We start from the raw sequence: 25,210 nt of genomic DNA, 5'->3' as shown, positions 1-25,210 counted from the left end.
TTCCCAATTTGTTTGTGGTAGAATAAGCAGAAAGTATAGGGGAATGACGAGATTAAAAAAAATGAGAGGGTTCGTATGCTAGTACCTTACAATACAGCGAATCGGAAAATCGCGATGGGTTTGCTCTCTTTTATGCGGAAGGAAAAGGACGTCAAAAGATTGCTGAAGACGATGGAACAGTATGAGAAGGATCCTGACTGGAAGCTTTACTTGTGGAAGGAAGATGATTTTATCGGTGTGATCGGTGTGTCGATCGAAGGAATCGAAGCGAAGGTCCGCCACATTTGCGTCAATCCTTCGTTTCGTGAAGAGGGGATAGGCACAAAAATGCTGGCGGCCTTAAAGCAGCTGCTGCCATGTGAAGTAAAACCGACAAAGTATACAAAAACGTTTGTTTCAGCTTGTGAAGAAAAGGAAGCTGAAACCCGCAAAAGCTGATAAGCTGTGGCATTCTGCCATCTGTTTTTATGAGCGTTGTCTGCGGGGCTGCCAGAAAAAGGATCAACCTTTAAGGCAGTCCTTTTTCTTGTCGTCTGATCACCCACTGGCGCTCCCGTTCAGCAATGACCTCTTTACGGTCGCGAAGAAGATGCTTATGAATAATAAACTCTTCGGTAGCCGGATCGTCTGTCCTCCAGCTGAGGCCGAGCTCCTTGCAGCGCTGATCGCATGCTTTTTGCAAGTCAGGTGAAAGTGAGAGCGTCATGTCTTGAAAAACAGGCGGAGTGTGAGTAAGGAATTGAAGCTGCTTGTTTAGCTGATCGTGCAAATCTGCCGGGTTAAGCCCGAGCTTCCGAAATGGATCGGGCTGAGCGGCGATTTTGGCAGCTGCTTTTTGATACATTCGCTCAGCACCCGCTATGTTGCTGCGGCGGTGGTGGTAGAGCCCGACGGCAAGCTGAATGAGGGCAACCCAGTAGTGATGGCGCTGCTCACGCGGCTGTTCTTTCCAATACTCCTCAAGCAGTTCATGACATTCAAAATAATCGCGCCTGACATGGAATTCAATTAAGTAATCAAGATATGGTGTCGGATACATTGTTCAAAAACTCCCCATTTTAAGACTCCTCTATTGTTGAAGCTACTGAAAAAGTACGATTTTCACTTTTTCAGCAGCCTTCTATGTGTTCCAGTTTATCATAGATCATGAGACGAAGGCATGTTCCCCGCTACTGAGAAGTATGTTATAATCTGCTCTAGCATATAAACTAGAAGCCTATGGTGGTCAAATGAATCCATATAGTGTAAAACTTGAAACATTCGAAGGTCCGCTCGATCTTCTTCTTCACCTTATTAATCAAGCAGAAGTGGATATTTATGATATTCCTGTTGCGGCGATTACCGACCAATATTTAGAGTATATTCATGCGATGCAGGAATTAGAGCTTGATGTTGCCAGCGAATATCTCGTGATGGCGGCAACGCTGCTGATGATTAAGAGCAAAATGCTTCTGCCAAAGCACGAAGAAGAACTGTTTGAGGATGAATGGGCGGAGGAGGAGGAAGATCCGCGGGAAGAGCTGATGTTTCGTTTAATTGAATACCGTAAATATAAAGAGGTTGCGGCGGAGCTAAAGGAAAAGGAGCAGTACCGTTCTTTAATCCATACGAAGCCGCCTGAAGATCTTGATCCCTTTATATCAGATGAAGAAAAACGGGAGATTGCGATCAAAGGAGTTACGCTTTTTGATATGCTGAGCGCCTATCAAAAGCTGATCAAGCGCAAGCAATTGCAGGCACCAAGAACGTCAACGGTAAAAAGCCAGGAATATTCGATTGAAGAGCGCATTCAGGAAGTGATGGAAAGACTCGGCCGCTTTCATGGTCAATGCCGTTTTGATCAGCTATTCACAAGAATGGAGCGTCCCCATATCGTCGTCACGTTTTTGGCGATTCTTGAGCTGATGAAAACAAAATCAATCAGATGCGAACAAAGCGATAATTTTCAGGACATCATGATCTACAGCATAGAAGGGGGCGAGCAGGGATGAAGCTAGAAGAAATACAATCGATTATGGAAGGCCTTCTCTTTGTTGTCGGCGATGAGGGGTTATCGATTGAGCAGCTTGCAAATATTATGGAATTGGAGCCGGAAACAGTCAAAGAGGCCCTTTTCGCCTTGCAAATGAAGTATGAAGAACAGCAGCGCGGCATGCAAATTGTTGAGGTCGCCGGGGGCTACCGCTTTACAACGAAGCCGGAGCATGCCAGATACATAAAAAAAATGGCCGCATCTCCGCTTCATTCAGCACTTTCCCAGGCTGCGCTTGAAACGTTGGCGATTATTGCCTACCGTCAGCCGTTGACGAGAATGGAAATTGAAGATGTCCGCGGAGTCAAATCGGAAAAGGCGATTCAAACGCTCACCTCGAAGCTGCTTATTAAAGAAGTTGGACGAGCACCGGGAGCCGGCCGGCCGATTTTATATGGAACGACTGCTTTTTTTCTCGATCATTTTGGCTTAAATGGGCTGGAGGACCTGCCACCGCTGCCTGAAGATGTCGAGGAGCAGGAAATTGCCGAGGAAGCCGATCTTTTCTTTAAAAAGTTCGAAGAAGAATTGGAAACAGGAGAATAACTCAGACCGTAGACAAAATCCTCCAATGATAAACCTGAGCCTTCTTGGGCTACGCCCTGTGGGGTATACTAATACCAAAAAAGCCTTTCGACTGAATCGCTTTTGCAAGACTTTGTCGACAGGCTGAATAATTTTTCTGTTTTCATTGGAGACAAACAACAACCCATGATGCGTGTCATATACTAAAGAATCATTGACATGCGGGGAGTGATCGGTGTGAGTACCTCACAGGATATGTATGAATGGGCATTAGAAATGAAATCGCTGTGGAATCGCTATGGAAGCACGATTGAAGCGCAGGTCCCTTACCAAACGATTAAGCCGTTTATGAGTTCCTTGCTGGAGCTTTTGCATCAATGCGAAAATTCGGAAGAGTATCGGTATGGGCAAAGCGAGGAGCTTGAAGAGCTTGCTGAACAGGTGTTGGGTAATTGGAACAATCTTATCGCTTTCCGTCAGGATGGAGGGGAGGTCAGCCGCTCACCGGTACCGATTGGCGGGCATACACTTCCTCCTTTGCCTTATGCTTACAATGCGCTTGAGCCTTACATTGCTGAAGAAATTATGAGACTGCATCATGATAAGCATCACCAGAGCTACGTCGACGGCTTGAATAAAGCTGAGCGGGAAATGCAGAAGGCGCGCAGGCGCAATGATTACGAGCTGATTAAGCATTGGGAGCGCGAAGCGGCCTTTCATGGCGCGGGGCATTACTTACACACGATCTTTTGGGAGATTATGAGTCCGAACGGTGGCGGAGAGCCTGGTGGTGAATTGGCCGCGCAAATCCGTCACGACTTTGGCAGCTTCAGGAAGATGAAGGAGCATTTCTCCGCCGCGGCGAATGAAGTCGAAGGCGGCGGATGGGCTTTTCTTGTTTGGTCCCCACGTGCCCAGCGGCTCGAAATTCTCCAAGCGGAAAAGCATCAAAATTTGAGCCAGCAGGATATGATTCCGCTGCTCGTCCTTGACGTGTGGGAGCATGCTTACTATCTCCAGTATAAAAACGACCGCCAGCCGTATATTGAAAACTGGTGGAACGTCGTAAACTGGCCGGCTGTCGAGGCGCGCTACCGGAAAGCGCAGGAACTAAGATGGGAACCTTTTTAAAAAAACGGGCATGGAAGCGAGCAAGACTGCAATCGCTTCCATGCTCGTTTTTCTGTTAAAGAGACCTACCAAAAGGAAAAGGCAGCCGCTCCGTTCTGCCCAAATGGATCAGGAAGAACCCCGCTTCCTGATCCATTTAAAACCCATGTGCAGACTCCGCACGCTGCTTCAAGGATGCTGGCCAAGCTCCGCTCGCTACGCGCGCAGAGAGGAAAAACCCCGTTCCTCTCTGCGCTTTAAAAGAATGGTAGCGGCTCCGCATTAGCTTCAGAGACCTACCAAAAGGAAAACCACCTTTTGGTAGGTCTCAATAAGTTTGGATTTCGAAGCCGTCTCCTTCGAGCCATTCGGCGAAGAGGACGGATGAGGGGCCTGGTATTCCTCGCTGTTGCAGCTCCTGGATGAGCCATTCTGGTTCTTTTTTAAGTACTGTCAGGCTTTCCTCGACAATTTCCCCGTCTAAGATCAGGAAAATCGGCAGGTGAACTGATTTTGCCGGTATTCCTAAATCTTCGTTTACCGGCGTATCGAATTTCTTTTTTCGCATCACATTGACAGAGCCGTTCGTTTCGAGGATGCCAAATTGTACTTCGCGAACGGAAAAAACCCCTTTTTCCCGTAGAAGATGATGGAGCTGGTTTAAATCAAGCTTGTTTTTTTTCAGTTCGTTATATTGAATTTTTCCATTGCTGATGATCAGGGAGGGACTGCCTTCCAAAATACTTCGTGACGCCCGGAACTTTTGCGTCAGCATCTCGATGAAATAAATTAATGCCCCCCATACCGCAATCGCATAAAGGACATACTGGAGTCCGATATCTTTATCATAGATCGCATTACCGACAAGCTCTCCAAGCACTAAGGCCGAGATAAAATCAAATGGCGTTAACTGGGTGATTTGATTCTTGCCAAGGATTTTCGTCATAATGAGCAAGGCAAAAAATCCGACGAATAGCTCTGCCGTTAAGGAGAGAAAATTGGTGTTCACACTATATGGCTCCTTTTGTGAAGTTGGTTTACTTAGAATAGTGTGCACAGGTTAACGGATTTTATGTAGCCTTCTCCAGTTGAATAAGCCACTTGTCAAACTGTTTTACCAGCTCCTTTGAGGCGAGATGAAGCCGGCCAAGCTCCGTATCAGCGAGCTCAGCTTTGCCGCGAAAGACTGTTTTGACCGCTCCGTTCTGATCAAGCCAGTGGGCTTCAAGGTAATGCCTGTAGGCTGACCAGTACCGCTGGATGACGAGGGCAGCCTCGGCGGAAAACAGCTCAGCGAGGTTGGCTTCAGACAAGCCGTGACTTGTCGGCGTATCACTGATTAAATGGGCGTGAATATCAAACTGCTGTTTCGCGACAGCTTCCCGTAAGCGGTAGCAGAGCAGAAGGAGGTGGGCGCGCCGTTCTTCTTTCAGGGCAGTTTCGGCATCTGTTGCCGCCGTGCGCTCCGCTTCCTTCAGGCTGTCTGTCAGCGTGAGAATGGCTGCTTTTAGTTTTTTTTGCTGAACATAAATCAGCAGGCTGATCACAGTCAGCAAGAGAGTACAAAAAAGCAGGATGCTGTAAGCGAGGGTCATCGGTTTTTCCTCCGTGCTTGTTTTTTCTTAAGTGTACCACAAAGGCAATTTACAAAAATTGTATCTCATAAATTGATCCAATATTTCAATCCTAAAGAGGAAGGTAATCATCTTCAACTGAGTGAACGAAAGGGGGAAAAGAAAATGACAGTTGCAGCTAAAATGAAACAAACTGTGGCCGGGTTGAAAAGTGCGCAAGCCAGTTTGGAAACCTTCGCGCTGGAAACAGAAAATCAGCAGGCGAAGCAGCTCTTCCAGCAGATGGCTACGCAAACGCAATCGATTGTTGATGGGCTTGAACCTCGTCTGCAGGAGATTGAACAAGAGGAGCCTCAATACAAGCAATAACGTCATAGCGAGTGGTTGTCTGCGCCTGGATACAGAAACCGGGCGCAGCTCGACTCCCGCTGGCGGGCCAGCGTATGGAGGCTGATCTTACATATAGAACAAAAGGAGAGATGTGTATGAAGCATGTCCGAAATGGACTCGTTCTCTGTCTGTTGCTTGCCGGCTGCCAGTCTGTCGCCAATCCCCCTGATATTCAGCCTCTTTCCTTGGAAGACCAGGCTGTGATTGAGCAGCAGCAGGCCGATGAGGCTAAGCGAATTCTTTTGTCGATGGAAGAAATCGTCGAAGTAAAAGGGGTAAACGATGGAGAAGATAATATTTATCTTGCCCCGGAAGTAAAGCATTTCGACCGCTTTCGGCTAAAGGAAATACGAAAGCAGAGTCATGATAGAGTGAAGAAGCGCTATCCAGAAGCAAATGTCCATGTTTCCACCGACAAAAAAATCTTTTTGGAGCTTGGCAGACTGGAGCAGGAATTAAAGGAGAAAAAGATAAGCGAAAAGCGGCTTACAGACGAGCTGACAAAACTGGAAGATAAGATGAAGGGGTAGGAAAGGAGGAAAACGATGTCTTCAAGTAAAAAGAAAAATGTCACACCGGCTCAGGATTCTTATCAACAGCTCGCGCAAAAGCATGAGATCAAACGTCCTGTTGTGAAAAACTGCATCCGGGCTTTCTTCGTAGGCGGGTTGATTTGCTTGTTTGGCCAGGGGCTTCAAGTGATGTATTATACGTTTTTCGATTTTACCGAGCGGACGGCCGGTAACCCGACAGTGGCAACGTTAATTTTTATCGCTGTCCTGCTGACCGGGTTCGGTGTATATGATCGCTTTGCTCAATTTTCAGGTGCCGGCACGGCCGTCCCTGTCACCGGCTTTGCCAATTCGATCGCGTCGGCGGCAATTGAGCACCGGACGGAAGGGTATGTGCTTGGCGTCGGCGGCAATATGTTTAAGCTAGCCGGTTCAGTCATCGTTTATGGAACGGTGGCGGCTTTTATTATCGGTCTGATCAAAACAATTCTCACCCAATGGGGAGGACTGTAAGATGCTGACAGGACATCAAACATGGCAATTTGAGCAGAAGCCGGTCATCACCTCGACGGGAACGGTTGGCGGACCATTTGAAGCGAACGGTCAGCTGGCACAGGATTTCGATTTGCTGCATGACGACTTGTGGCTCGGCCAGGATTCGTACGAAAAAGCGCAAAAGGTTTTGCTCGAAGAAGCGATTACGCGCTCGCTTGAAAAAGCGCAACTGCAAAATGGCGATATTCAATTTATGTTTGCTGGCGATTTAATCAATCAAATCACCCCGTCAAGCTTTGCCGGCCGTACGCTCGCGATCCCTTATTTCGGCTTGTTCGGGGCTTGCTCCACCTCAATGGAAGGGCTGGCGTTAGCGGCTTTTATCGTCAATGGCGGGGGAGCCCATCATATTGTGGCAGCTGCTTCAAGCCATAATGCGGCGACGGAAAAGCAATTCCGTTATCCAACAGAATATGGCGGGCAAAAGCCGCCGACTGCCCAATGGACCGTAACGGCGGCAGGGGCGGCAGTTGTAGCGAAACAAGGAAACGGCCCGCAGATCACGTCGGCAACAATCGGCAAGGTGATCGATATGGGCTTGTCTGATCCCTTTAATATGGGAGGGGCGATGGCACCGGCTGCGGTCGATACAATTATTGCTCATTTTCGTGACCGCGGCCTGCCTGCAGATTATTACGATCTCGTCGCGACCGGCGATCTCGGCCGGATCGGGCGCTCAATCGCCTTGGAGATGCTGGAACTGAAAGGACTTCCGTTAAAGAGCGATGTCTTTCAGGACTGCGGGCTGATGATTTATCGGGACGGCCAGCCGGTTCAGGCCGGGGCAAGCGGTGCAGGGTGCTCTGCTGCCGTTACCTATGGTCATTTACTAAACCGAATGAAGCGGGGCGAAATAAAACGAATGTTGATCGTTGCGACTGGAGCATTGCTGTCGCCCCTTTCCTATCAACAGCAGGAAACGATTCCCTGCATTGCCCATGCGGTATCGATAGAGGCTGGAGGTGAGCAAGGATGATATTCGTGACCGCATTTATTGTCGGAGGATTGATTTGCGTCGTTGGGCAAATTTTGATGGATGTCATGAAGCTGACTCCGGCTCATACGATGAGCACGCTCGTCGTCGCCGGTGCTTTACTGGACGGTTTCGGCTTGTATGAACCGTTGGTTGATTTTGCCGGAGCGGGAGCGACCGTGCCGATTACCAGCTTTGGTAATTCGCTCGTTCACGGGGCGATGGCCGAGGCGGAGCAGACGGGCTTAATCGGAGTTATTACCGGTATTTTTGAAGTAACGAGTGCCGGGATCTCGGCGGCGATTATTTTCGGCTTTTTGGCATCGCTCGTTTTTAAACCGAAAGGATAGGAGGGAACAGAGATGACGGTTGGAAGCCAGCTTCACGGCACGCTAGCATCATTGCGCTCCATCGAAGCGACATTATCAACATTGGCACAAAAAACAGAGGAACAAGAGGCGAGAGAAGCGTTTCATCAAGGAGCGCTAAAAACAAGAACGGTTATTCACGAGCTAGCGAAACGAGTGCATCAGGTGGAAAACGAAGAACCGCAGTACCAGCAAACATAAGAAAGGAGGAGTACGATGCCTGGATGGATTGAAGTCGCATTTCGAAGCATGATTGGACTGATTCTGTTGGTTGGCATATCACGACTGTTCGTCCGCAAGCCGCTTGGGGAGGCATCTCCATTGGAATTCGGGATGGTGGCGACGATCGCGATTGTGCTCGCACTTGGGTCAGTCCAGCTTGCCATTCCCCCTGCTTTTCTTTTCATCGCTCTGCTTATTTGGGCCGGAGGTGCGCTGCTCATCGGCCTGCTCACTATGAAAAGCAAAGCGTTTCGTTCGATCATCTATGGAAAAGGGATTCCGTTGATGAAAGATGGAAAAATCCTCGAGGATAATATGAAGAAGCAGCATATTTCCGCGGACGAACTGTTAAGAAAGCTGCGCAGCAAGCAGGTTTTTCAGGTCGCCGATGTTGAATTTGCCGTACTCGAAGGAAACGGTGAATTAAATGTATTGGTGAAGAAAGACAAACAGCCGTTGACGGCAAAAGAGGTTAACAAGCAGGTCGCTCCGATCAAGGAGCCGGAAACGGTGATTATCGACGGAAAAATATTGGATGAACCGTTAGCGACAAGAGGATTTAGCCGTGAATGGCTCGAACTGGAGTTGGAGAAAATGAACGCGATCGTCGAAAACGTCTTCCTGGCGCAAATTGACGAATACGGTCAAGTAACCATCGACTTATTTGATGATGTCATTCAAGTACCGAAGCCAAGCGAACTGCCGTTGCTTGAAGCCGGTCTGAAAAAGGTTCAGGCTGATCTTTCGCTATATGCGCTCGATACTGATAACAGCCAGGCGAAACAAATTTATTCATGGTGCGCGCAGCAGATGGATGAGGTTCATCAACGGGTTTCTCCTTTTGTAAAATAATTAATGCTGGATACGTTCGATTCGTTCGTCTCGCTCCGTATAGGCAAGATGCAGCTCTTTCGCTTGATTCATCGTGCAAAGAAAAACGGACTCGAGGCGAAACACGCCTTTCTTTTGCAGCTCCTGGCGTAGTTCTTCCTCGGTGATCTGGAGATCTTTTAGCACCTCCCCTTGCATGATGCCTTCAATAATTACCGGATAAGAGATCCTGTTTTTGGTCGTTTGCAACCCTAGATCATCCATCGTCGGACTTGTCCGTTCAGGCCGTTGCTTAACACTGATTTGCCCATTGGCTTCAATAATAGCAATATCAACATCTTCGATCGCGAAGATGTTCTTTTGTCTGAGCATTTGTAAAACATTGTCAATTGAATAGCGGATCGATTCAAGGTTTCCAAATATGATTTTGCCGTCCTTGATCACAACGGTCGGTTCAAAGGTGATCCACTTTCCGAATTTCCGTTTTTTGATCACAAGCCGGGCGACAATCTTTTGGAAAAATCCGATCGCGACAATTGCAAAAGCAGTATGAAGATGGCTGACGGTCGGATCAGCAATATCAGCTCCGGTAACGGAAGCAAGCGTAATAATAATCAGAAAATCAAAAATAGGAACCTCGCCGATTGAACGCTTTCCCATCAAAAGCGTAGTCGCTAAAAGCAAAGGAAGAATGGTTACGATTCTTCCAGAGATGAGAGCTAATTCCGTCAGCAGCGTCATCCTGATCTGCCTCCTTTCCGATTTCGGACAATTGGTGTTTGGATTGTTATTCTTTCCCATTTTCATAAATTTACACCTCTTTGTCATAACACGGGTTGTCTCGCATAGACTTGGCTAATAAAGGGGTTGTCTCATAGATCGTACGAAGGAGCAATAAGGCAGCACGCTGCTCGCCTGTAAACGAGTAAACGAAAGCAGTGGCTTCCAGCGCTTCGCGGTCGTCCGGCAGAGGAAATCGCGCCTGGGCGACCTTTTTAAACAGGAACGTTCAGGCGCTGATGACATTGATAGATAGGACGGGGATGGGAATGCTGAAAAAATGGCTGCTGATCGTATTATCAAGTATGATCATCATCACAGTGAGTCCAAGTAACGGATCGGCTGAAACAAGGAATTTCTCGGTATCCGCCGAAGCGGCAATTTTAATGGAAGCGGAATCGGGTCGGGTGCTATATGCGAAAAATGAGCATAGTCCGATGCGCATTGCCAGTATTACAAAGATTATGACCGCTTTACTGGCCATCGAATCCGGAAAAATGGATGAAATGGTCAAGGTTTCGACAAGGGCAGAGGGAACGGAGGGGTCTTCGATTTATTTGCAGGCGGGCGAGCAGATTAAACTCGAGGATCTCGTGTACGGGCTGATGCTGCGCAGCGGCAACGACGCGGCCGTAGCGATTGCCGAGCATGTCGCCGGAAGTCTCGAGGGCTTTGTTTTTTTAATGAATGAGAAGGCAAGTGAATTGGGGATGACCAATACGCGCTTTCAAAATCCACATGGACTTGACGATCACGAAGATCACTATTCCACTGCCTTTGATATGGCGCTTTTAACCCAGTACGCGATGGAAAACGAGCTGTATCGCACGATTTCAGCTACGAAGTCGTACCGTTCTGAGGGAGAAACGACGCGGGTCTGGCGCAACAAAAACCGGCTGCTGACAGAGCTGTATTCTTTTTCGACCGGTGGAAAGACCGGTTTTACGAAGCGGGCACGGCGGACGCTCGTTTCGACGGCAGAAAAGGATGAAATGGATTTGATCGCTGTCACGCTCGATGCGCCGAGCGATTGGCATGATCATATGAATCTGTTTAATTGGGCTTTTGACACCTATACGATCCAAACGTTAGTTGAGGAAGGGATTCAAACGAAAATTAAGGATGAATTTTATAAAGACCGGCTACTCGCGCCATATACATTTTCCTATCCGCTATCCGAAGAGGAGGAAGAACTAGTCAAAAAAGAAATCGTCGTCTATCGACCGCCGGCGAAGGAGCGTCAGGAGCAGTTCGTCCCGCCGGAGCCTGTCGGGAAAGTTGAATTGACGCTTGGAGAGGAACGAATCGGGCAGGTGCCGCTTTTCTATGACTCCCCGCCTGTCGAAGAGAAGAAAGGATTTTGGCGGAGTTTTTTCGAGCTGTTCTCGCTCATCATTGGGGTGAGAGCGAGTGATTAACAAAATATGGGTAGCTATGCTCGTCATCGGCATCGGCTTTGCCGCGGTCAATGGCAGAATGGCCGAAGTGAATGAGGCGATCTTTGCCGGCGCTAAAGATGCGGTGACGATTTGTTTAGGGCTAATCAGCATTCTTGTTTTTTGGCTCGGGTTAATGAAAATCGCCCAGGTCGCCGGGTTGCTCCGGGCCCTCAGCCGGATCATGAGCCCGATTGCCAGCCGGCTTTTTCCGGAAGTGCCACGCGATCATCCGGCAATGGGCTATATTTTATCAAATATGACGGCGAATTTATTCGGCCTCGGCAATGCCGCGACGCCGATGGGAATTAAAGCGATGGAGCAGCTGAAGCTGTTGAACCAAAACCGGACAGAAGCAAGCCGCTCGATGATTACCTTACTGGCGATCAATACAGCAAGCATTACGCTCATTCCGACGACGGTCATTTCGATCCGAATGAGCTATGGCTCGGTCTCGCCGACTGAAATCGTCGGGACGACATTGCTGGCGACAACTTGCTCAACGATCGGAGCGATTCTGATTGATCGCTATTTTTACCATCGACGGATGAGGAGGCGGGCAAAATGAGCGGATCAATCACGACGATCTCCATCTGGTTCATTCCTGTGCTGATTGCGTTTATTTTAATGTATGCGACCTATAAGGAAGTGCCGACTTATGAAACGTTTGTGGAAGGCGCGAAAGAAGGCTTCGATTTGGCGATTTCGATCATTCCGTATCTCGTTGGCATGCTTGTCGCGATTTCTGTCTTCCGCGCTTCCGGGGCGATGGATGCGTTAATTGAAGCGGTCAAGCCTTTCCTGCAGGCTGTCGGTGTTCCGCCGGAAATAGTCCCGCTGGCGATGATCCGCCCGATTTCAGGGACAGGGGCTTTAGGAATGACGACTGATTTGATCGCCACCTATGGACCTGACTCCTTTATTGGCCGCCTCGCTTCCACGATGCAGGGCAGTACCGATACGACCCTTTATGTGCTGACCGTATATTTCGGCGCAGTCGGGATCAAAAAGATGGGAGATGCGCTGAAGGTTGGTCTCCTGGCCGATATTGTCGGCGTCGTCGCCTCCATTTTAATCGTCTCCTATGTATTTGCTTACTAGAGGCTGGATCAAAAAAAACACTACTATGAATGAAAACTAACGGAATCTCGTTCCTCTTGATAGCTTCTCCAAGGAGGGAGTCTAAGCTGGGCAGAGCCATCCTTGAACTTTGGCGATACGCTAGTTACCTTTTGTCCAGCCTTTACGCAACGTGCGGAGCCATTACAACCGGAATAAAATTTTTGGAGCCTTGGACAAACGGTGACAACAGCCTTTTGTTCAGGGCTTCTGTTCTTCGCTTGAGAATTCATGTTCGGAAGAGTATGATGGAACATGAGGTGAAAAAGAGATGGAACGGTTACAGAAGATCATTGCTCAGGCCGGCATTGCGTCACGCCGCAAAGCAGAACAGCTGATTATGGAAGGAAAAGTAAAGGTAAATGGAGAGGTCGTGCGTGAGCTTGGTGTGAAAGCATCAGCGAATAAAGATCAAATTGAAGTCGAAGGCATCCCGATCGACCGGGAGGAGCCTGTTTATTTTTTGTTATATAAGCCAAGTGGTGTCATTTCAAGCGTAAAGGATGAGAAGGGGAGGAAAGTCGTAACTGATTTTCTGGAGGTCGAGCAACGGGTTTTTCCGGTAGGCCGCCTCGATTATGATACGTCCGGTCTTTTGCTTTTAACGAATGATGGGGAGTTTGCCAATTACCTCATGCATCCGAAATTTAAGATTGATAAGGTTTATGTCGCGAAAGTAAAGGGAATTCCAACGCGGGAGGCGCTGAAACGGCTGCAGCAGGGAATTCGGCTCGATGATGGGAAAACGGCGCCGGCTAAAGTCAAGATGATGTCAATTGATAAAAAGAAGCAGACGGCGATTGTCCGGATCACGATTCATGAAGGGCGCAATCGCCAGGTTCGCCGGATGTTTGAGGCGATTGGGCATCCGGTGCTGAAGCTGAAGCGCGAGGAGTACGGCTTTCTTAATCTGCGCGGGATGAACCCGGGCGATGTGAGGCCGCTGAAGCCGATTGAGGTCAAGCATCTGCGCGAACTAGCTGTCACGAAACCGTCATAAAGGAAAAACCATTGCGAACATTTTCAACGTTATAATGGAATTAATCTAATCTGCATATCACCGTATAAGCCCACTTTGCATTCCGGGCGGGAAGCGGTTAAAGAGAATAGAGGCAGTAAGGAGGTTTGAGGATTGAAACGGAAAAGACTTGTGATGCGTACAAGCATTTTGGCCATTATTGCCATCGCCCTTGCTTATACGTTTTATTCGAATTTCTTTGCCGATCGCAGTGTCGCCAAAGCGGGCGAGGGATCTGTTAATTTTGTGCTGACCGATTTGAATGGAGAACGGATTGAGCTCGAAGATTGGAAGGGAAAAGGTGTGTTTTTGAACTTTTGGGGTACATACTGTCCTCCTTGTGTGAAGGAAATGCCGGTGATGGAGGAGCTCTATGATGAGTATCGTGCTCAAGGCGTCGAGATTCTTGCCGTCAACGCTGCTGAACCGGAGCTGACAGTACAGCGCTTCGTTGATCGCTATTCGCTTACATTTCCGATCGTGATTGATAAAGGCCGCAATGTGATTGATGCGTACGGGATTTCTCCATTACCGACAACGGTATTGATTGATGAGCATGGCACGATCGTGCATGTCCATCAAGGAGGAATGACGGAAGAAATGGTCAGAGAATTTATGGAGAGAATTAAACCGGCAACATAATTGAGGTGTGAAGAGTGAACAAAATAAAATGTGAATGTGGGCACGAAAACCCTCATGGCACGCTCGTCTGTGAGTCCTGTGGCAAGCCGCTGCAGGAAGGCGAGGATCAAAAGACCCTGCTGAACATGCGCTATGAAGGGGTGGCCCGCCGCTCACAAACGTACACGACAACATTTATCGATAAGATATGGATGTTTTTTTCGTCTGTTAAGGTAGGGATCTGGATTATTGTTCTCCTGCTTGTCGCTTCGGCGCTTGGAACGATTTATCCACAGGAGATGTACATTCCGCCTACAGTCAATCCGGCCGAACACTATGCCGCTGAATATGGCATTACCGGGCAACTCTATTATCAGCTCGGGTTTCACAATTTATACGGCTCATGGTGGTATATGCTGCTTTTGGCGGCGCTCGGAGTTTCGATTTTGATCGCCAGCCTTGACCGTTTTGTTCCGCTCTACCGGGCCTTGAAAACACAGCGCGTGACGAGGCATCAAAGCTTTATGAAACGGCAGCGCGTTTTCGGGACGTCGAAGGTTGAGGATCCGGACGGGGCTTTTGCCCAAGTGAAAGAAAAGCTGAAGGATAAGAAATACCGCGTATCGGAGGAAAACGGCAACCTGGTAGCGGAGAAAAACCGTTTTGCCCGCTGGGGCCCCTACGTCAACCACATTGGTCTTATTATTTTTCTTATTGGCTGTATGCTCCGCTATTTTCCCGGGATGTACATTGACGATAATATGTGGATTCGCGAAGGTGACACGGTTGTCGTCCCGGGAACAGAAGGACGTTACCATGTGAAAAATGAACAGTTTATCATTGAGCTTTATGATGAAGATGATGAGATGTACTCAGAGGCGATCCAGCGTAACGGCGGCCCTGTTGTTAAAACGTATCAAACAGATGCGATTCTTTATGAGCAGGAGGATACCGGCGTTGTCGGGGAAGGCGAGCTTGTGCAGGTGGACGAGCATTATATCCGCGTGAATGAACCGCTGAGCTTTGATGATTTTTCATTGTATCAAGTCAGCTACCGGCTTAATGAATTAAGTACGATGAGCTTTACCCTTGAGAACAAGGAAACGGGGGAAACGTTCGGGCGGATGGATATTAACCTGCTCGATCCGGAGCCGGAATATGATCTTGGTGACGGGTATCGCGTCGTCGTAGGCCAATATTTTCCTGACTTCCATCTCGATGCGAACAATGAGCCGGCGACCCAATCAAGTGTACCGAACAATCCGGTGTTCATTTTTACGATGTACACACCTGATACACCTGAAGGGGAAACGAGCCTGGTCGGTATTAGACAGAATCTGGAGCCTCTCGGGGAAAACGAATATAAAATGACATTTGTTGATGTCGAGACGAAGCATGTAACGGGACTGACCGTCAGAAAGGATAAAACATTACCGTTCTTAATTGTCGGTGGGGCTATTTTCATGTTCGGCCTCGTCCAAGGCTCTTACTGGGCCCACCGCCGGATTTGGCTGCAACGGATTAATGGTGAAATCTGGATTGCCGGTCACACGAATAAAAACTATTTAGGATTGCGGAAGGATATTGACTATGTCATCGCCGACAGCGGGATCGCAACACCGGTAGATCAGCTGGAAGAGGCGGAAAATTCATCGCAAAACAGTAAACATGAATAAGGAATGAAAAAAAGGAAGCGTGGAAGAAACGTTTCACACTTCCTTTTAGGAGGGTTTCAAATGGCAGAATTGAGTGGGAATTTACTACAAATTGCCTTTTTCTTATATTTAGGCGCCACGATTACGTTTTCTGTTTCCGTAACCGGCCGAAAATGGCGCAACCGTCAAGGTGAGATGAGTGGAAACAAATGGGGAGTGATCGGCTATATTTTTGCGATTCTCGGTTCCCTGTTTTCGATTGGCTATTTTCTGACACGCTGGTCAGTAGCGGGACACGCGCCGGTCAGTAATATGTACGAGTATATGACATTCTTTGGAATTGCGATCGGAATTGCCTTTGTCATTTTGTTTGCGATTTACCGCTCGAATTATTTAGGGATGTTTACGATGCCGATTGTGATGCTCATTATTGCGTATGCTTCGATGTTCCCTGGAGAAATTTCTCCACTGATTCCGGCATTGCAAAGTAATTGGCTGACGATTCATGTTATCACCGTCGCCTTGGGGCAGGGCATTCTTACAATCGGGATGGCCGCCGGGCTGATTTACTTAATCCGGGCGATTGATTTTACGAAAACAAGTAAGCAGACGATCGCGATGGAGATCACGCTCTATGCGATGCTCAGTCTTGTCGGCTATATTTTGATCGGTTCGATCTTTAATGCAGCAGGGTACGAGGCATCCTTCAGCTATATTAACGAAAATGCCGAGGAAGCGACGATGGTCTATCCGATGCCGGCTTTTGTCGGTCCGAATGAAGGGACGCTACTGACGGAAGGTGCTTTGTCACCGGTTATGAACGCTCCGGCGATTATTCGGGCGAACGATTTGAACACGGTCATCTGGTCGATGCTGACCGGCTTGGTTTTATATTTCCTGCTTCGGTTGATTTTCCGCAAAAAGGTGGGGGCGATCCTGCAGCCGTTGTTAAGACGCGTCAGCCTGCAAGCTGTTGACGAGATCAGCTATCGGGCCATTGCGATTGGCTTCCCGGTATTTACATTAGGCGGGCTCGTGTTTGCGATGATTTGGGCGCAATATGCGTGGACGAGATTCTGGGGCTGGGACCCTAAGGAAGTATGGGCGTTAATTACGTTTCTGTTCTATGCGGCTTATTTGCACTTGCGCTTGTCAAAAGGCTGGCATGGAGAGCGTTCGGCTTGGTTGTGTGTAATCGGCTTCGGGATTATAATGTTTAATCTCGTCTTTGTTAACCTTGTCATTGCCGGCTTACACTCGTATGCATAATAGGTAAGGAATAAAGTGAAGGTGGGGATGTCTTAAAGGGGGTATGGTTTCCCTTTTTGAGACATCCCCTAAGCAGCTTTTATTTTACCGGCTTTTGTTACGCTTTTTTCGCCGGGGGGACAATGGTACACTACTGTTAAACATAGCGAGGAGGAAAAGGTCAATGGAAAAAGAAGCACGGATTTTAGTTGTCGATGACGAAGATCGCATTAGACGCTTATTAAAAATGTATTTAGAAAGAGAAAATTATGAAATCGAAGAAGCCGAGAATGGCGAACAAGCGTTAGAGATGGCGTTAAATGAGGAATATGATTTGATTTTGCTCGATATTATGATGCCGGGCAAGGACGGGATCGAAGTCTGTCAGGAGCTGAGAAAGTCCAAGGCAACACCGGTCATGATGCTGACGGCAAAAGGCGAGGAAACGAACCGCGTACAAGGATTTGAAGTGGGGACAGACGATTATATCGTCAAACCGTTCAGTCCGCGCGAAGTCGTGCTGCGGGTCAAGGCGTTACTCCGCCGTTCTTCTTCGACAAAGTTCTTGCAAACGGATACGCAGACGAAGGATGTCCTCGTTTTTCAACATTTAACGATTGACAATGATGCGCATCGCGTCACCGTTTCTGGTGAAGAAATCAATTTGACCCCGAAGGAGTATGAGCTGCTTCATTATCTTGCTCAATCTCCAGATAAAGTGTTTTCGCGTGAGCAGCTGCTAAAGGATGTCTGGAATTATGATTTCTTCGGTGATTTACGAACGGTTGACACGCATATTAAGCGATTGCGGGAAAAGCTTAACAAAATTTCTCCTGAAGCCGCGGCTTTAATTTCGACGGTCTGGGGCATCGGTTATAAATTTGAGGCTGTGAAGGAGTAATGCTCTGGCGCAGTGTAGTTGGAAAGCTATGGCTGACGATTTTGTTTCTTGTTTCGGTCGTCCTGACGATTCTGATGGTTCTGCTGCTGCAATCGTTTGAGCAGTTTAATGTAAGTGAGGCAGAATCGCAGCTCGTCAACCATGCGAATATGATTGCTTCGATGTATGAAAGCTATGAATCAAAGGAAGATGCGTTGCAAAATATCTCGCAGTACGGCGCTGCTTTTCAATCCGATATTATCATTTTCGTTGAAGGAGAAAACGTATGGAGCAGTGATCAATTGCAGCGGGAGGCGCTTGAAATCCTGTTTACCGATCAGGCGCTGTCCCAAGTATTTTCCGGGGAGAAAGTCGTCACGACAGAGGGCGATTTTCCTTTTTTAAGCGAAGGGGAAGAGAGCCATTCGGAAATCATGATTGTCGGTGTGCCGCTTCAGCCAACGGAGCTGGAAGACAGTGCGGTTTTTCTCTATCAGTCGCTGTCGGCGATTGAAGAGACATCCAATGAAACGAAGCAGATCATTTATTTTTCGGCCGGAATTGCCATTATTCTTACCACGATCTTTGCTTTCTTCCTGTCATCGCGGATTACCGCGCCGCTTCGGAAAATGAGACAGGTCGCACTTGAGGTCGCCGAAGGGAAATTTAAAACGAAGGTTCCGATTTTAACTCATGATGAAATTGGCCAGCTGGCGATTGCCTTTAACCGGATGGGGCGTGAATTGAACAATAATATTCACGCGTTGAATCAGGAAAAAGAACAGCTTTCGCGCATTTTAGTCAGCATGGCGGATGGCGTTATCACCTTAAATAAAAAAGGGGACGTCGTGCTGACAAATCCGCCTGCCGACCGTTTTATCCAATCCTGGTATTATGAACAGGGAATGGTGAATGAACAGGATAAGGCGCTGCCCGAAGCGTTGCAATCATTATTCCAGCGCGTCGTGGCGCTGGAGAAGGAACAGTTTATTGAGTATGAGATGCAAGGGCGGAGCTGGACGATCTTGATGACGCCGCTCTATGATGATCATGATATTCGCGGGGCGGTCGCCGTCTTTCGCGACATGACAGAGGAGCGCCGTCATGATAAGCTGCGTAAAGATTTTATTGCCAATGTCTCTCATGAGCTGCGCACGCCGATTTCAATGCTGCAAGGCTACAGTGAAGCGATCATTGACGATATCGCCGGTTCCGATGAGGAAAAGAAAGAAATTGCGAAAATAATTTATGAGGAATCGCTGCGGATGGGCCGGCTTGTCAATGAACTGCTTGATTTGGCGCGGATGGAAGCGGGACATGTCGAGCTGAAGATTGAGCCGACCGAGGTGCAGCCGTTTGTCGAACGGATCGTCCGCAAGTTCCAGGGACTGGCCCGGGAGCAGGATGTTGTGCTGGAGTTGGAAACGGCCGATGTGACGACGATTATGTGCGATCCTGACCGGATTGAACAGGTGCTGACCAATCTGCTTCATAATGCGATCCGCCACACAGAAAAAGGCGGTAACGTCACCTTGATTGTCCGTCAGTTTGCGGAGGGATTAAAGGTCGATGTCCAGGACAATGGTTCAGGCATCCCGGAGGCCGATCTTCCTTACGTGTTTGAACGTTTCTACAAGGCGGATAAAGCAAGAACGAGAGGGCGAAGCGGCACAGGACTTGGTCTGGCGATCGCTAAAAACATTATCGAGGCCCATCAAGGCCAGATTTCGGTTCACAGCAAGGTGAATGAAGGGACGACATTCTCTTTCTTTATTCCGACGAAGGAGCAGAATGAATAAAGTGAAAGTAGGGGTGTGGCAAAGGAGAAAATAATCCTTTTGCCGCACCCTCTTTGTTCAGGCGAGCAACGCGCGAAGCCGTTATTCTTCTTCGAGTTACGAAAAAGGAAGGTTTTAATGGCCTCCTTATGGGAGAAGCTGCTGAAAAAGTACGACTTATACTTTTTTAGCAGCTCTTTCGTAATGAGCGTAGCCGTTGCCTGATTTGAAAAGCCTTGCTACGAGTGGGTTTCTCGAAGCAAGGCGCGCAACGCGCGGAGCCATTACTCTTCTTCGAGTTACGAAAAAGGAAGTTTTTCAGTGGCCTCCTTATGGGATGAGGTTTTCATAAATGGTGAGCCAGCGCTTTTTCGTAATATCGTCTGTGAGAGAAAGATAGTGAAACAATGTCGACAAGCTTTTTCCATCCATGTTTTTCATGAAGGCCAGCATCAGCTGTTCATCATTTGTATGCTGCAGGAAGTGGACAAGTTCGTACCTCACTTCAATCAACTCCTTCTCATCTAGTCGAAAGCATTTTGGCACGGGCTGCTTTTGCGGCCTTCACCATGTTTGTCAGAGCGGCGACCGTTTCGGCTTCTGTGCGCGTTTTTAAGCCGCAGTCAGGATTGACCCAGAACAGTGATGGTGGGAGAACGGCGAGGGCGCGCTCAATCAGCGCCAGCATTTCGCCTACTTCGGGTATTTGCGGGCTGTGAATATCGTAGACGCCAAGGCCGATTCCTTTGTCATACACGTTATGTTCAAAAGCAGAAATTAATTCCGCATGGCTGCGCGATGTCTCAATCGAGATCACGTCAGCATCAAGCGCGTCGATCGCCTCGATGATGTCGGCGAAATCGCTGTAGCACATATGGGTATGAATTTGTGTCGTGTCGGCAATCGCCGATGTGCTTCGGCGGAACGCTTCGACCGCCCAGTGCAAGTAGTCATTCCGCTTCGCTTTTTTGAGCGGAAGCCCTTCGCGCAATGCCGGTTCATCGACCTGAATCATCGTAATACCGGCTTGCTCCAATGCCTGGACCTCTTGCAGCAGCGCCGCGGCAATTTGAAAAGCGACCTCCTGCTTCGGGATGTCATTTCGAACAAATGACCAGTTCAAAATCGTCACCGGACCTGTCAGCATTCCTTTCACCGGAGCAGAGGTGAGCGACTGCGCATAGACGGTTTCCTCGACAGTCATTGGTCCCGTGTACGCGACATTGCCGTAAATGATCGGCGGCTTGACGCAGCGTGATCCGTACGATTGCACCCAGCCGTTTTTAGAAAACGTAAATCCGGCAAGCTTCTCCCCGAAAAATTCAACCATATCATTGCGCTCGAACTCACCGTGAACGAATACGTCGAGGCCGATCTCTTCCTGAATCGCAATCCATTTTTGAATTTCGGCCTGAATCCGGGCCTGATAGTCGGCAGTTGAACATTCATTCTTTCGCCATTGGGCTCGGATGTTGCGAATTTCCTTTGTCTGCGGGAAACTGCCAATCGTCGTTGTCGGCAGCAGTGGCAGCTGCCATTTCTGTTGCTGCAGCTCATATCTCGTTTGAAAGGAGCTTGTTCGTTTCGCGCGGACGGCATCGGGCTCCTGCTTTTTACGCCAATCAGAGCGAATGAGCTCGTCGTAGCTTTGCTGGTGAGCTGCGATTTTTTCCTTGCTCGCTGCCCCGCTGATAACGTCCTTTAACAAGGTCAGCTCGTCAAGCTTTTCATCGCAAAAGGCGAGAGAGGCCTTAATCGTTGGGTCGAGCTCTGTTTCTTGGCGGACGCTGACCGGGACGTGCAGCAAGCTTGACGAAGGCTGGATCATCTGGCGTTCGAATGGGATGATGTCGCTCAGCTGTTTGAGCAGGTCCACGCTTTTTTCGAGGTCGCTGCGCCAAATGTTGCGGCCGTCAATTACACCGGCGGCAAGAATTTTGTCCGCCGGAAAGCCGTACGCCTGAATCGCGGCCAAATTGGCTTCGCGGCCGTCGACGAAATCAAGGCCGAATCCGGCGACCGGCAACGCAATCAGCTCTTGATAATGAGTGACAGCTTCAAAATACGATTGCAAAATGAGAGCAAGCTCAGGCACATGTTGCGCGATTTCTTTATAGGTCGCAGTAAAGAGCGCCATCTCTTCTTTTGTAATATCGAGGACGAGAGCCGGCTCATCGATTTGAACGATTGTCGCCCCGGCTGCGGCCAGCTCCTGCAGCATTTGCTGATAAACAGGGATAAAGCGCTGCAGGAGAGAGGCGAACTGTTCCGGCTGATAGCCCTTAGCCAATGTGACAAACGTGAATGGGCCGAGAATGACCGGCTTCGTATGAAGGCCGAGCTCGCGCTTCGCCTCTAAAAAGTCACGCAGCGGCTTGTTATCAACGAGCTTTGGGGCGCACTGTTCCAATTCCGGTACGATGTAATGGTAGTTCGTATCAAACCATTTCGTCATTTCGCAAGCTTGTGCTCCTTTTTCGCCTCTCGCCATCGCAAAGTAAGTCGACAGCGGCACGGGTCCGCCGTCATAGGCGAATCTTTCTGGGACAAGGCCAAACATCGCTGCTGTATCGAGCACGTGATCATAATAAGAAAAGTCGCCTGTCGGCACGAGGTCAATTCCTTTCTCGCTTTGCGCCTGTAAATGCTCGAGACGTCGGGATTTCATTTGCGCATGAAATTCTTTTTCTGTAATTGTGTTCGCCCAGAAGGCTTCGAGCGTACGCTTCCATTCGCGGCTTTTTCCGATCCGCGGGTATCCTAAATTACTTGTTTTCATCAATCAAACCTCCTACATTCATCGTTCATACAAACAAAAAAGGATATTATTACCAGGTAAAAGGTAATAATATCCACAATTCAGTCGTTATATCGTGAACACCTCCCTATCTCCCGTAGGTAAAAACAGTGCTGTTAAAGCTGGCAGGTCTCCTGGCTCTAGTATCATCATCATCGTGGTCTTCCCGGCCGTTGGCCAGTGACGTGATCACGATAACTCCTCTATTACAGTGGCGGGACCGCTCCGGATTCAACACCGGATTCCCTTTTAAACTTCGATAAAATCAAAGTACCAGCTTCCAACATATGAAATTGGTACTCACTTTACCGCAGAACTGTACGAATTGTCAATCTTTAATTTGTGGTTTAAAAAGAGAATCGAAAAAAACTGCGAGCCTGTCCATTTTCATGTATAATGGAATTACTTATTTGAAATTGAATAGCAATCGTAAAGGTCGTCCAGGCCAGCCTGGATGATAATAGGGAAGTTGGTGAAAGTCCAACACGGTCCCGCCACTGTAAATGCTAGATTTCTTTAGAAGCCCACTGTCTGAAGCTGTAGATGGGAAGGGGAAGAAATTGTCATGCATAAGTCAGGAGACCTGCCTTTACGAATGTGTGAAACCTTCGAGGAAAAGGGGAAGCAATAATGATCTGGCTTATCATTCAAATGAAAAGCCTGGTCGCGTTATTGACTGTCCCGGCACTCCTCTTTATAGAGGAGTGTTTTTCTATGATAAGGGAAGAGAAAAAAGGAGTGGAAGAGTGTGAACAGAACGAAATGGATCGCTGTCACGATCGTAATGCTGCTGTGGACTGTTGTCCTGGCGGGTTGTGGCGGACAGCCCGAGGAACAGCCGGTCGAACCGGTGGAAACAGAAACGGAACAGACTGCCGAGGGGGAGCAGGAAAGCGAATCCGGCTATCCTAAAACCATTATAGATGCGTTAGAAAATGAAGTGGTGCTCGAAGAACAGCCAGAGCGCATCGTTTCCCTTGTGCCGAGCATTACGGAAACGATTTTTGCCTTAGGAAAAGGGGAAACGGTCGTCGGACGAACAGAGTGGGACAATTATCCAGAGGAAGTGTTGGAGGTTGAGAGCGTCGGTGATATGAATTTTGACGTGGAAAAGGTGATCGCGCTTGGGCCTGATCTTGTGCTTTCCCACGCTTCAAATGCCCACAGCTCCGAAGAAGGACTGAATCAGCTTCGCAACGCGGGTATTCCCGTTGTCGTTGTTTATGATGCAGCTTCGATTGACATGGTCTATGAAACGATCCGGATGATTGGCGAGGCAGTTGACGCCGGAGAAGAAGCCGAAACAGTAATCGCTGATATGCAGGCCAAGTTTGCCGAAGTGGAAGAAAAAGCGAGTACAATCGCCGAAGAAGAGCGGCGCAAAGTCTGGGTCGAAGTGTCGCCCGCGCCTGAGTTGTACACGACTGGCAAAGGAACCTTTCTTGATGAGATGTTAACGGTCGTCAATGCGATCAATGCCGCCGGTGAGCAAGAGGGCTGGATTCCGTATACGGAAGAAGAAGCGGTCGCTTTCCAGCCTGATGTCATCGTCACGACGTACGGCTATTATGTCGACAATGCCGCCGAGCAGATTAAAGAGCGCCCGGCCTGGCAGGATGTTCCTGCGGTTGTCAATGATCGCATCTATGATTTAGTTTCAGATGAGGTGACACGTTCAGGTCCGCGTCTGGCAGAAGGAGTCGAGGGTCTTGCGAAAGCAGTTTATCCAGAGGTATTTGGCGAATAATCTTGTTATAGCTTATGCTTCTGTCGTGCTCTTTTGTATCGGAGCACTTATCGTCAGCATCAGTTGGGGAAGCGTCCGGCTTCCCTTTCTCACTGTTGTGCAAATCATTTTACAGGAAGTGTTTTCTCTACAGGTGGAGCAGACAATTGATCCGATGTTTATCAATATCGTGATGGAAATCCGTTTTCCGCGCGCTTTGCTGGCCATGCTCGTTGGCGCCAGTCTCGCCCTCGCCGGCTCGGCCTTTCAAGGCTTTTTGAAGAATCCGCTCGCTGACCCTTATACGCTCGGCGTATCGTCAGGATCAGCGGTCGGTGCGGTCGCTGTGCTGTTTTTTTCATTTTCGCTTCCGTTAATCGGCCGTTTTACGTTGCCGTTGGTTAGCGTGCTGGCCGGCTTTGCGACGCTGTTTCTCGTCATGCTGTTCGCGAGGCTTGTTCAGCGTTCGATGGCGACGGAAACGATTATTTTGGCCGGGATTATTTTCAGTTCGTTTTTAGGTGCGTTTATTTCCTTGATGATCGCTTTGACCGGCGAGGAGCTGCGTCATATTATCAGCTGGCTGATGGGAAGCGTGGCGATGAGAGGCTGGAGCTATATTTGGCTGATGCTGCCATTTTTTCTAACCGGCTTTTTGTTGCTGTTTTTCTGCCGCAAGGAATTGAATGCGCTCGCCTTCGGAGAGGAAACGGCGCGGCAGCTCGGTGTGAATATTGCCGTCAGAAGAGTGATCATACTCCTTGGGGCGACGACGCTGACGGGTGGAGCAGTCGCTGTTTCCGGCACGATCGGCTTTGTCGGGTTAGTGATCCCCCATTTGACACGCTTGCTTTGGGGACCTGATCATCGCCACTTATTGCCGCTGTCAATGTTTGTCGGCGCTGGCTTTCTCGCGCTGACCGATCTGGTCGCGCGGACGATTATCGCGCCAACGGAGCTGCCGATCGGTGTCATTACCGCGATTGTCGGCGCCCCGGTATTTGCTGCTATTTTGCTGAGACAGCGCAGATTACAAGCGTGAATAGAAAGGAAGACGACG

The 25,210-nt window shown here is 48.7% G+C and carries 28 protein-coding genes and 2 riboswitches; of the genes, 22 read left to right on the top strand and 6 right to left on the bottom strand.

The window, feature by feature from the left end; all coding sequences use genetic code 11:
• The first annotated feature begins 75 nt into the window (after positions 1-75).
• Positions 76-438: a GNAT family N-acetyltransferase gene (locus tag ABMB67_RS03075; protein ID WP_354571060.1), complete on the top strand. Its 363-nt coding sequence runs from the start codon at positions 76-78 to the stop codon at positions 436-438.
• Between the two features lie 70 nt (positions 439-508).
• Here ABMB67_RS03075 and ABMB67_RS03070 read toward each other — a convergent pair whose 3' ends face one another.
• Positions 509-1,039, bottom strand: coding sequence for a DUF309 domain-containing protein (locus tag ABMB67_RS03070; protein ID WP_251222489.1), 531 nt, complete (start codon positions 1,037-1,039; stop codon positions 509-511).
• Between the two features lie 190 nt (positions 1,040-1,229).
• Here ABMB67_RS03070 and ABMB67_RS03065 point away from each other — a divergent pair, with 190 nt between their 5' ends.
• From ABMB67_RS03065 to ABMB67_RS03055, 3 genes are all read left to right on the top strand, one after another.
• Positions 1,230-1,991 (top strand): segregation/condensation protein A, encoded by a 762-nt coding sequence (locus tag ABMB67_RS03065; RefSeq protein ID WP_251222488.1) that lies wholly within the window; start codon positions 1,230-1,232, stop codon positions 1,989-1,991.
• Positions 1,988-2,578 carry an SMC-Scp complex subunit ScpB gene (gene scpB, locus ABMB67_RS03060; RefSeq protein WP_251222487.1) on the top strand — a complete coding sequence of 197 codons (591 nt, stop codon included), beginning with the start codon at positions 1,988-1,990 and terminating at the stop codon, positions 2,576-2,578. Before ABMB67_RS03065 ends, scpB begins: the two co-directional genes overlap by 4 nt.
• A gap of 216 nt (positions 2,579-2,794) precedes the next feature.
• A complete protein-coding gene (locus ABMB67_RS03055) occupies positions 2,795-3,688 on the top strand; it encodes a superoxide dismutase (protein WP_354571059.1) in 894 nt (297 codons plus the stop codon).
• Positions 3,689-3,995: 307 nt separating this feature from the next.
• Here the strand turns inward: ABMB67_RS03055 and ABMB67_RS03050 are convergent, their stop codons facing one another.
• Both ABMB67_RS03050 and ABMB67_RS03045 read right to left on the bottom strand, forming a co-directional pair.
• Positions 3,996-4,676 (bottom strand): DUF421 domain-containing protein, encoded by a 681-nt coding sequence (locus tag ABMB67_RS03050; RefSeq protein ID WP_251195623.1) that lies wholly within the window; start codon positions 4,674-4,676, stop codon positions 3,996-3,998.
• 61 nt (positions 4,677-4,737) lie between these two features.
• A complete protein-coding gene (locus ABMB67_RS03045) occupies positions 4,738-5,262 on the bottom strand; it encodes a hypothetical protein (protein ID WP_251195624.1) in 525 nt (174 codons plus the stop codon).
• Between the two features lie 144 nt (positions 5,263-5,406).
• Between ABMB67_RS03045 and ABMB67_RS03040 the strand changes: the two genes are divergently transcribed.
• From ABMB67_RS03040 to ABMB67_RS03010, 7 genes are all read left to right on the top strand, one after another.
• Positions 5,407-5,610: a DUF1657 domain-containing protein gene (locus ABMB67_RS03040; RefSeq protein WP_251195625.1), complete on the top strand. Its 204-nt coding sequence runs from the start codon at positions 5,407-5,409 to the stop codon at positions 5,608-5,610.
• A 116-nt stretch (positions 5,611-5,726) separates the two neighbouring features.
• On the top strand, positions 5,727-6,161 hold the full coding sequence (locus tag ABMB67_RS03035) for a hypothetical protein (protein WP_251195626.1): 435 nt from the start codon (positions 5,727-5,729) through the stop codon (positions 6,159-6,161).
• 15 nt (positions 6,162-6,176) lie between these two features.
• Positions 6,177-6,656, top strand: a complete 480-nt coding sequence (gene spoVAC, locus ABMB67_RS03030) for a stage V sporulation protein AC (RefSeq protein WP_251195627.1) — start codon at positions 6,177-6,179, stop codon at positions 6,654-6,656.
• A gap of 1 nt (position 6,657) precedes the next feature.
• Complete coding sequence (gene spoVAD / locus ABMB67_RS03025; protein WP_251222485.1) at positions 6,658-7,674, top strand: stage V sporulation protein AD; 1,017 nt, start codon at positions 6,658-6,660, stop codon at positions 7,672-7,674.
• Positions 7,671-8,021 (top strand): stage V sporulation protein AE, encoded by a 351-nt coding sequence (gene spoVAE / locus ABMB67_RS03020; RefSeq protein ID WP_354571058.1) that lies wholly within the window; start codon positions 7,671-7,673, stop codon positions 8,019-8,021. Before spoVAD ends, spoVAE begins: the two co-directional genes overlap by 4 nt.
• Positions 8,022-8,033: 12 nt before the next feature.
• The gene (locus ABMB67_RS03015) at positions 8,034-8,240 is read left to right on the top strand and encodes a DUF1657 domain-containing protein (protein ID WP_251222483.1); all 207 of its coding nucleotides are present in this window, start codon (positions 8,034-8,036) and stop codon (positions 8,238-8,240) included.
• 15 nt (positions 8,241-8,255) lie between these two features.
• Complete coding sequence (locus tag ABMB67_RS03010; protein WP_354571057.1) at positions 8,256-9,113, top strand: DUF421 domain-containing protein; 858 nt, start codon at positions 8,256-8,258, stop codon at positions 9,111-9,113.
• Here the strand turns inward: ABMB67_RS03010 and ABMB67_RS03005 are convergent, their stop codons facing one another.
• A complete protein-coding gene (locus ABMB67_RS03005; protein ID WP_251222481.1) occupies positions 9,114-9,833 on the bottom strand; it encodes a DUF421 domain-containing protein in 720 nt (239 codons plus the stop codon).
• 308 nt (positions 9,834-10,141) lie between these two features.
• On the opposite strand from ABMB67_RS03005, the gene ABMB67_RS03000 reads away from it, so the two are divergent.
• The 9 genes from ABMB67_RS03000 (at position 10,142) to ABMB67_RS02960 (ending at position 19,648) form a co-directional block, all read left to right on the top strand.
• Positions 10,142-11,290, top strand: coding sequence for a D-alanyl-D-alanine carboxypeptidase family protein (locus ABMB67_RS03000; protein ID WP_354571056.1), 1,149 nt, complete (start codon positions 10,142-10,144; stop codon positions 11,288-11,290).
• Entirely contained in the window at positions 11,283-11,876 is a 594-nt protein-coding gene (locus ABMB67_RS02995) for a nucleoside recognition domain-containing protein (RefSeq protein WP_354571055.1), read from the top strand. The genes ABMB67_RS03000 and ABMB67_RS02995 overlap by 8 nt, the downstream gene beginning before the upstream one ends.
• Entirely contained in the window at positions 11,873-12,409 is a 537-nt protein-coding gene (locus ABMB67_RS02990) for a spore maturation protein (RefSeq protein WP_251222479.1), read from the top strand. The genes ABMB67_RS02995 and ABMB67_RS02990 overlap by 4 nt, the downstream gene beginning before the upstream one ends.
• A 289-nt stretch (positions 12,410-12,698) precedes the next feature.
• The gene (locus ABMB67_RS02985) at positions 12,699-13,427 is read left to right on the top strand and encodes a pseudouridine synthase (protein WP_354571054.1); all 729 of its coding nucleotides are present in this window, start codon (positions 12,699-12,701) and stop codon (positions 13,425-13,427) included.
• A 132-nt stretch (positions 13,428-13,559) separates the two neighbouring features.
• Positions 13,560-14,087, top strand: coding sequence for a thiol-disulfide oxidoreductase ResA (gene resA / locus ABMB67_RS02980; protein ID WP_354571053.1), 528 nt, complete (start codon positions 13,560-13,562; stop codon positions 14,085-14,087).
• A 14-nt stretch (positions 14,088-14,101) separates the two neighbouring features.
• The gene (gene resB / locus ABMB67_RS02975) at positions 14,102-15,742 is read left to right on the top strand and encodes a cytochrome c biogenesis protein ResB (RefSeq protein ID WP_354571052.1); all 1,641 of its coding nucleotides are present in this window, start codon (positions 14,102-14,104) and stop codon (positions 15,740-15,742) included.
• Positions 15,743-15,802: 60 nt separating this feature from the next.
• On the top strand, positions 15,803-16,990 hold the full coding sequence (gene ccsB, locus ABMB67_RS02970) for a c-type cytochrome biogenesis protein CcsB (protein ID WP_354571051.1): 1,188 nt from the start codon (positions 15,803-15,805) through the stop codon (positions 16,988-16,990).
• Positions 16,991-17,153: 163 nt separating this feature from the next.
• Positions 17,154-17,870: a response regulator transcription factor gene (locus ABMB67_RS02965; RefSeq protein ID WP_251222475.1), complete on the top strand. Its 717-nt coding sequence runs from the start codon at positions 17,154-17,156 to the stop codon at positions 17,868-17,870.
• Positions 17,870-19,648 carry an ATP-binding protein gene (locus ABMB67_RS02960; protein ID WP_354571050.1) on the top strand — a complete coding sequence of 593 codons (1,779 nt, stop codon included), beginning with the start codon at positions 17,870-17,872 and terminating at the stop codon, positions 19,646-19,648. Before ABMB67_RS02965 ends, ABMB67_RS02960 begins: the two co-directional genes overlap by 1 nt.
• A gap of 309 nt (positions 19,649-19,957) precedes the next feature.
• Here ABMB67_RS02960 and ABMB67_RS02955 read toward each other — a convergent pair whose 3' ends face one another.
• Entirely contained in the window at positions 19,958-20,131 is a 174-nt protein-coding gene (locus ABMB67_RS02955; RefSeq protein WP_251222473.1) for a hypothetical protein, read from the bottom strand.
• A 16-nt stretch (positions 20,132-20,147) separates the two neighbouring features.
• On the bottom strand, positions 20,148-22,406 hold the full coding sequence (gene metE / locus ABMB67_RS02950; RefSeq protein WP_354571049.1) for a 5-methyltetrahydropteroyltriglutamate--homocysteine S-methyltransferase: 2,259 nt from the start codon (positions 22,404-22,406) through the stop codon (positions 20,148-20,150).
• Between the two features lie 125 nt (positions 22,407-22,531).
• Positions 22,532-22,717, bottom strand: a riboswitch (cobalamin riboswitch).
• A gap of 123 nt (positions 22,718-22,840) precedes the next feature.
• A riboswitch (cobalamin riboswitch) is annotated at positions 22,841-23,029 on the top strand.
• Between the two features lie 179 nt (positions 23,030-23,208).
• Here metE and ABMB67_RS02945 point away from each other — a divergent pair.
• On the top strand, positions 23,209-24,171 hold the full coding sequence (locus ABMB67_RS02945; RefSeq protein WP_354571123.1) for an ABC transporter substrate-binding protein: 963 nt from the start codon (positions 23,209-23,211) through the stop codon (positions 24,169-24,171).
• Positions 24,134-25,192 carry a FecCD family ABC transporter permease gene (locus ABMB67_RS02940; protein WP_251222471.1) on the top strand — a complete coding sequence of 353 codons (1,059 nt, stop codon included), beginning with the start codon at positions 24,134-24,136 and terminating at the stop codon, positions 25,190-25,192. Before ABMB67_RS02945 ends, ABMB67_RS02940 begins: the two co-directional genes overlap by 38 nt.
• The last annotated feature ends 18 nt before the right edge of the window (positions 25,193-25,210 follow it).

This window comes from Halalkalibacter oceani, assembly GCF_040544555.1.
In the GTDB taxonomy this organism is placed as follows: Bacteria; Bacillota; Bacilli; order Bacillales; family Bacillaceae_D; genus Halalkalibacter; species Halalkalibacter oceani.
This window is presented reverse-complemented; position numbering and strand designations above follow the sequence as displayed.